The sequence below is a fragment of the Vibrio sp. 2-Bac 85 genome (genome assembly GCF_037546705.1).
Classification (GTDB): Bacteria; Pseudomonadota; Gammaproteobacteria; order Enterobacterales; family Psychromonadaceae; genus Psychromonas.
Genome location: NZ_JALAAB010000008.1, coordinates 182936 through 189687 on the forward strand (window position 1 = coordinate 182936; position 6752 = coordinate 189687).

Below are 6752 nucleotides of genomic sequence, written 5' to 3' on the forward strand. Positions count from 1 at the left end.
GTATTTGAACTTTTAGCGCCTTTTATTATCCAATAGGTTGATATTAACAAAATAACCCCCATTATATTTAGGTATTCACTTTGTTAATTGAGGTCTCTATGTTTGCACGATTATTTTTAATCTTTACTGGTGTGTCTTTACTAGAAATATTTGTTCTAGTTAAAGTCGGTAGTTTTTTAGGTGCTTGGCCTACTATTTCATTAGTGATATTAACCGCTTTAATTGGCTCTGCGTTAGTGCGTAGTCAAGGTTTACAATTGGTTCAAAAGTTACAACAACGTATGGCTGCTGGTGAAATGCCGGGACAACAGTTAATTGAAGGCATGATGTTAATTATTACTGGTGTGTTATTAGTGACACCAGGTTTTGTAACCGACATCTGTGGTTTGTTATTGTTACAGCCAAGTATTCGAGCTGGCATTGCCAAAGTTATCTTAGCCAATGTTAAATTTGCACCTCAAGCAAGTATGGGCGGATTTTCTAGCCAAGGTTTTACACAAAGAACAGCACAAGATGATTCAATCATCGAAGGTGAATTCGAACATAAAGAAGATAAAAAACTAGATTAATTAGTGATTGATCAAACTATTTTAATAACATCACTTTAATATCGTTATTTTAATGACATTTTTTTAATAAAAGTGTCATCATTCCTAGGTAGGATATGCGCTGCAAATAATAATGAATTATAAAAGTGATAAATAGCAGAGGGATAACGATGAAAATTAGTCGTTCTAGCACGTTAAGAGTTTTTAAAAAATATCAACCGCGTCAAATTGCAAAATTTGCCAAAGGTTTCTTTAATGGACGTATTTTTATTGCTGGCTTAGGTCGCTTTAGGGTAGTGGATGGTAAAGTTGTTGCCTATAAACACCTTATTGCAGAGCAAAAAATAATGATCGCAGTAAGCGAAATAAATAAAATGGTTTTAGAGCTTTCTCAACCAAAAACGATTACCGTTTAATTTTCAATACAGTTGTTGATGTCTAAAACAAGACCAGCCTCACTAAGCTGGTTTTTTTATGCCCGAAACGAAATTTTTTTAGCAATTTTTTTATCAATCACCTTGAATCATATTTTTTTGGCCCCATCAGTTTAAACAACTAATCAAACAACTAAGTCTGTTAACTATCAAAGGAAGTCACAATGTCTATTCGTCCTCTACATGATCGTGTTATTTTAAAGCGTACTGAGAAAGAAACTAAATCTGCTGGTGGTATCGTTTTAACTGGTAGCGCTGCTGAAAAATCAACTCGTGGTGAAGTTATCGCCGTGGGTAAAGGTCGTATTTTGGAAAATGGTGAAGTAAGACCATTAGATGTAAAAGTAGGTGATACTGTTATTTTCAGTGAAGGCTACGGTTTGAAAACAGAAAAAATTGAAGGTGAAGAAGTTCTGATCTTAAGTGAAAATGACATTTTAGCGATTGTTGAATAATCGTTAACGATTGCTGTTTATTCTCTTGTTTTGAAAACAAAAATTAAAGAAAAAGTAAAAGGAAAATATAATGTCTGCTAAAGAAGTAAAATTTGGTAACGATGCTCGAATCAAAATGCTAGATGGCGTAAACATTTTAGCCAATGCTGTACGTGTAACACTAGGTCCTAAAGGCCGTAACGTAGTTATCGACAAAAGCTTTGGTGCTCCTCAAATCACTAAAGATGGTGTGACTGTTGCTAAAGAGATCGAACTTTCTGACAAGTTTGAAAACATGGGCGCACAAATGGTTAAAGAAGTGGCTTCTCAAACTAATGATGCAGCTGGTGACGGAACAACAACAGCGACTGTATTAGCACAATCAATCATCACTGAAGGCCTAAAAGCAGTTGCAGCGGGTATGAACCCAATGGACCTGAAACGTGGAATCGACCAAACAGTTAAAGCGGCTGTTGTTGAATTGAAAAAACTATCGACACCTTGTTCTGATTCTAAAGCGATTACACAAGTAGGGACTATCTCTGCTAACTCTGATGTGGAAATCGGCGAAATCATTGCAACAGCAATGCAAAAAGTAGGTAACGAAGGCGTTATCACTGTTGAAGAAGGTCAAGGCTTAGAAACTGAGCTAGAAGTGGTTGAAGGTATGCAATTCGACCGTGGTTACCTATCTCCTTACTTCATGACAAACCAAGAAGCAGGTACTGTTGAGCTAGATAGCCCATTCATCCTAATCGTTGATAAAAAAATCGGTAACATCCGTGAATTATTACCAACATTAGAAGCAGTTGCTAAAGCATCAAAACCATTATTAATTATTGCTGAAGACGTTGAAGGCGAAGCGTTAGCAACATTAGTAGTAAACAACATGCGTGGCATCGTGAAAGTAGCAGCTGTTAAAGCACCTGGTTTTGGTGATCGTCGTAAAGCAATGCTACAAGATATTGCCATCCTAACAGCTGGTACAGTTATCTCTGAAGAGATTGGTCTAGACCTTGAGAAAGTAACACTTGAAGATCTTGGTCAAGCTAAACGTATCGTTATCAATAAAGACGAAACAACAATCATTGATGGTGCAGGTCAACAAGATGCTATTTCAGCACGTGTTAGCCAAATCAAACAACAAATTGAAGCTTCTTCATCTGATTACGATAAAGAAAAACTTCAAGAACGTTCTGCTAAATTAGCAGGTGGTGTGGCAGTGATTAAAGTTGGCGCATCAACTGAAGTAGAAATGAAAGAGAAAAAAGATCGTGTTGACGATGCATTACACGCAACGCGCGCAGCAGTTGAAGAAGGTGTGGTTGCTGGTGGTGGTGTTGCACTAGTACGTGTTGCCGGTCTATTAAAAGATCTTAAAGGCGACAACGACGACCAAAACGTAGGTATTCGTGTTGCACTTCGTGCGATGGAATCTCCGTTACGTCAAATCGTTTCAAACTGTGGTGAAGAAGCATCAGTAGTTGCAAGCAACGTACAAAAAGGCACTGCAAACTACGGTTACAACGCAACAACGGGCGAATACGGCGATATGTTAGAAATGGGTATTCTTGACCCAACTAAAGTTACTCGTAGCGCACTTCAATTTGCAGCCTCAGTAGCTGGCCTAATGATCACAACTGAATGTATGATCACAGACCTACCAGTAGAAGCATCAGCTGCCCCAATGCCTGATATGGGTGGCATGGGCGGTATGATGTAGTAGTGGTTTTTTAACCCTATACAGATTACTTTAAGTAGTTAAAAAAAAGCCTGAATAGCAATATTCAGGCTTTTTTATTAGCTGTTTCTTTTGCTCAAAGCTGTAAGTCTAAGGTCTCTTGCGTAAGCATAATCTTTATCTTTTAGGCAACACAGCCGCTTGCAAGCTACAATTAGCCATACCCATACCCATACGCATACGCATAAAGCAGATTAATTCACCGTTAGTATTACTAATAGCAACCTGTGCAGCTTACTGCTCTGCAATGTCTGAACTATCAACTTTAGACTTTGTTGTAAACTTAACCTTGTTTATTTTCTTCTATTTTAACTGACTTCTAATCGTTATCATTCACCTTAAATTTGACCTATCCAGTGATCATCACATTCCCTAAAACGGGCGTATATATATTGGACGATCTCTTGAGATAACGGGCCTGCTTTGATTATTTCAATGTTTTTTTGTAAATGTGCGATATTGACACTGCCAACAATAGCGGTATCTACTCCGTAGGTAAATACTGTAAATCGCAGGGCAAGTTCTAATTCGGACATACCAAACTCTAAAGCCATTTTCTTGCGGCGTAGCCAATATTCTTCTGCGTAGTCATCGTTTGGCTGACTATTGAAACGCCAGGGCGCATTAGCGATGGGGCGTTTGGCAATCATGCCTAAGCCTTGCTGTTTTGCTTCTGGCAGTTGATTATGAATAATGCGTTGGTCACAAAAATTCAATGAGGCCATAATACTGTCGAATCGATTACTTGATACTGCGTATTGTAAATCCTCGTTTTCTCCAGAGTAGGCAATAGCTTTAATCTTTCCTTGCTGTTTGGCTTGATCAAGCGCATCGATTACTTGGCCATCTTGCAATACTGAAGTAGGGCAAGAGTGTAAATGTACGACATCAAGGAAGTCAGTCTTCATGGTTTTAAGCGCTTGATCTACACCTGTAATAATACAGTCATAGGTCCAGTCTTGTTGCCCTTCAACGCCATAACCCACCTTGGTTGATAATTTAAACTCATCTCGACGATGACTAATATATTGGCCAATTCGTTGTTCAGATAAACCATAGCCTTTGGCCGTATCAATAAAACCGATCCCCAGATCCAACACCTGATTAAGAATTCTCTCGGCTTGTTTTTCTTCTAATCGACCATCACCGACTGCACCTGCACCATAGCCAATGGCTGGTACATCAAACCCTGTTAGTCCAAAATTTCTTTTTTGCATATGAGACTCTCTTTAATGATTATTATTCGTAAAAAGTGTTAAATACTGTAGCCGTTTCATTAATTACATTAAGTACCGTTTGGGCCAAACTTATTCTCAATCTAAGGCAACTCTCCGCCGCGAGCTGATTCATACAATGCATACCAATCACTGCGTGATAATTGAATATTGCTGGCTTGGGCACATGCTTTAATACGATCTAAGTTAGTCGTACCAATGATTGGCTGCACTTTCACGGGATGACGCATTAACCACGCTAAAACAATCGCTTCTGTTGACACTTGGTATTTGCCAGCCAATTGAAAAACCAACCCAGCAGTCGCTTTAATATGGGCAGGTTGATCATCAATATTTCGCCCAGAGAATAGGCCTTGTGATAAGCAGCCCCATGCTTGAATTTGTACATTATTGGTTTGACAATATTCCAGCGTTCCTGCTGCAAAATTAATATTATTACCTTGCGAGTTACCCACTAGCACACCACTTTCTAACCAATCTAATTTTGCTAAACTTATCTCTATTTGGTTGTTAACTAATGGCGTATCCATGGCAGACTGTAAATAAGCCATTTGTTGATACTGCATATTTGAAACACCAAAATGACGCACTTTACCGCTATTTTTTAGTGCCAAAAGCGTATTAGCAACCTCATCTAACTCCATCAGAGGATCGGGGCGATGCAGCATTAAAATATCCAGGTATTCCGTGTTTAAACGCGACAAAATATTATCGACTGATGAATTTATCCATTGTTTTGAAAAATCGTAACGCTTTGGTCCACTTTCATCCGAAAAGCGAATGCCGCATTTTGATTGTATATACATTTTTTGACGTAATTCAGGACGCTCTGCTAACACATAACCAAACGCTTTCTCTGCTTTCCCGAAAGTATAAATATCTGCATGGTCAAAAAGATTAATGCCTGATTCAAGAGCAGTATCGATAACTTGGTGAGCTTGTTTTATCTCATTTTCAGCGACAGGATTTTGATCCCATCCACCCCCTAATCCCATGCAACCAAAAGCAAGATCACCGACATCGATAAGATATTTATTTAACGGTTTAATTTTTTTAGTATTAGCAAGTTCACTCATTTTTCACTCTCTTATTGTTGCTTATCAATATATTTAATAGGGTTTATTTTAATACATAAAAATAAAATAATAAGCGCTGAAAAACGAAATGATTATTCGTTATAAAAAATAATTAACGCTATTGCGTGATGTAGTGGGTAATATGCTACCTTTGTGGTTAGTTTTAATCGATATAAAGGAAGGGTAATGCAACAACACAAGAAAATAGAATGCTTAATGTTATTCGTAGAAATTGCTCAGCAACTTAGCTTTACCAAAGCCGCTGAAAATCTATCTATTTCAACTGGTTATTTATCAGATCAAATAAAAAAACTAGAAAAAGAGTTTAAATGTCCTCTATTAATAAGGACAACCCGTAGTGTACGTTTAACGCTTCAAGGTGAAAAAGTGTTGGCGCAGGGTAAAGAAATTAAAGCTGCTATGTTGAATTTAGAGCGTAATATTTATCATGAACATAGCGCACTTGAGGGCGTCATAAAAATAACGGCCCCTAAAATGTTTACAGAATGTTTTTTGTTAAGCATCTGTTATGATTTCCAGAAACGCCACCCCGCAGTTATCTTCGAAATTGATTCCAGTTATACCAATTATGATTTGAATCAAGATGATTATGACTTAGCCTTCCGTGCAACACTTCACCCTCCACTAAATATGGTCGCAAAAGAGTTGTTCTCCTATCAACATTGTTTGTGCGCCTCTCCTACTTATTTCTCTAAACACGGCTTGCCAGAATCGTTTAAGCAACTCACTGAACACCAATGTTTGACTACGTTAGAGCAACCTTTTTGGCCGTTGAAGTCAGGTGATATTGCTACAAAAGGTTGGCTATCAATTAATGATAATAATTTGTTAAAGCAAATGGCTATACAAGGAAAGGGTATTATTCGCATTGCAGATTATTATGTCACTAAGGAGTTGCATCAAGGTAAGTTACAACAGGTATTAACCGATCAATACATTCAAGGACAAAGTATTTATATATTGCACCCACAACTCATTTATCCTTCGGCCAAAATTAATACATTTATGGCTTTTGTCCAAGAAAATATAAGTGTTTTTCAAAACAATGAAACTAAAATGTGAAATTAAGTTGGTTGATGCATAGTGTCGAGGAAATGAGGTAATACCTTTCGTCCCAACATAAATTCACCCCTTGAAATATGCTATTGAGGCCTTTGAGAGTTAGCTTCCTATCGTTGTAATACTCTAGGTGTAGTACTCTAGGTGGAAAGGAGCATAAAATAAGTTAGGATATTTTGACTAAGTCCTATTAAAACATACCCA

7 protein-coding genes are annotated in these 6752 nt (G+C 37.6%); 5 read left to right on the forward strand and 2 right to left on the reverse strand.

Annotation, left to right across the window (positions count from 1 at the left end; all coding sequences use genetic code 11):
* Positions 1-98: 98 nt before the first annotated feature.
* The 4 genes from MT390_RS10870 to groL all read left to right on the forward strand — a co-directional run bounded on the left by MT390_RS10870 (position 99) and on the right by groL (position 3139).
* A complete protein-coding gene (locus MT390_RS10870) occupies positions 99-569 on the forward strand; it encodes an FxsA family protein (RefSeq protein ID WP_499441090.1) in 471 nt (156 codons plus the stop codon).
* A gap of 149 nt (positions 570-718) precedes the next feature.
* Positions 719-964 (forward strand): DUF1107 family protein, encoded by a 246-nt coding sequence (locus MT390_RS10875; RefSeq protein WP_166371659.1) that lies wholly within the window; start codon positions 719-721, stop codon positions 962-964.
* Between the two features lie 182 nt (positions 965-1146).
* Positions 1147-1437 carry a co-chaperone GroES gene (locus MT390_RS10880; RefSeq protein ID WP_025565176.1) on the forward strand — a complete coding sequence of 97 codons (291 nt, stop codon included), beginning with the start codon at positions 1147-1149 and terminating at the stop codon, positions 1435-1437.
* 70 nt (positions 1438-1507) lie between these two features.
* Complete coding sequence (groL, locus tag MT390_RS10885; protein ID WP_166371660.1) at positions 1508-3139, forward strand: chaperonin GroEL; 1632 nt, start codon at positions 1508-1510, stop codon at positions 3137-3139.
* Positions 3140-3495: 356 nt separating this feature from the next.
* Here the strand turns inward: groL and MT390_RS10890 are convergent, their stop codons facing one another.
* Both MT390_RS10890 and MT390_RS10895 read right to left on the reverse strand, forming a co-directional pair.
* Positions 3496-4374, reverse strand: coding sequence for an aldo/keto reductase (locus MT390_RS10890; RefSeq protein ID WP_166371661.1), 879 nt, complete (start codon positions 4372-4374; stop codon positions 3496-3498).
* Positions 4375-4475: 101 nt separating this feature from the next.
* A complete protein-coding gene (locus MT390_RS10895; RefSeq protein WP_499441094.1) occupies positions 4476-5468 on the reverse strand; it encodes an aldo/keto reductase in 993 nt (330 codons plus the stop codon).
* Positions 5469-5654: 186 nt separating this feature from the next.
* Between MT390_RS10895 and MT390_RS10900 the strand changes: the two genes are divergently transcribed.
* Positions 5655-6551: a LysR family transcriptional regulator gene (locus MT390_RS10900; protein ID WP_499441096.1), complete on the forward strand. Its 897-nt coding sequence runs from the start codon at positions 5655-5657 to the stop codon at positions 6549-6551.
* The last annotated feature ends 201 nt before the right edge of the window (positions 6552-6752 follow it).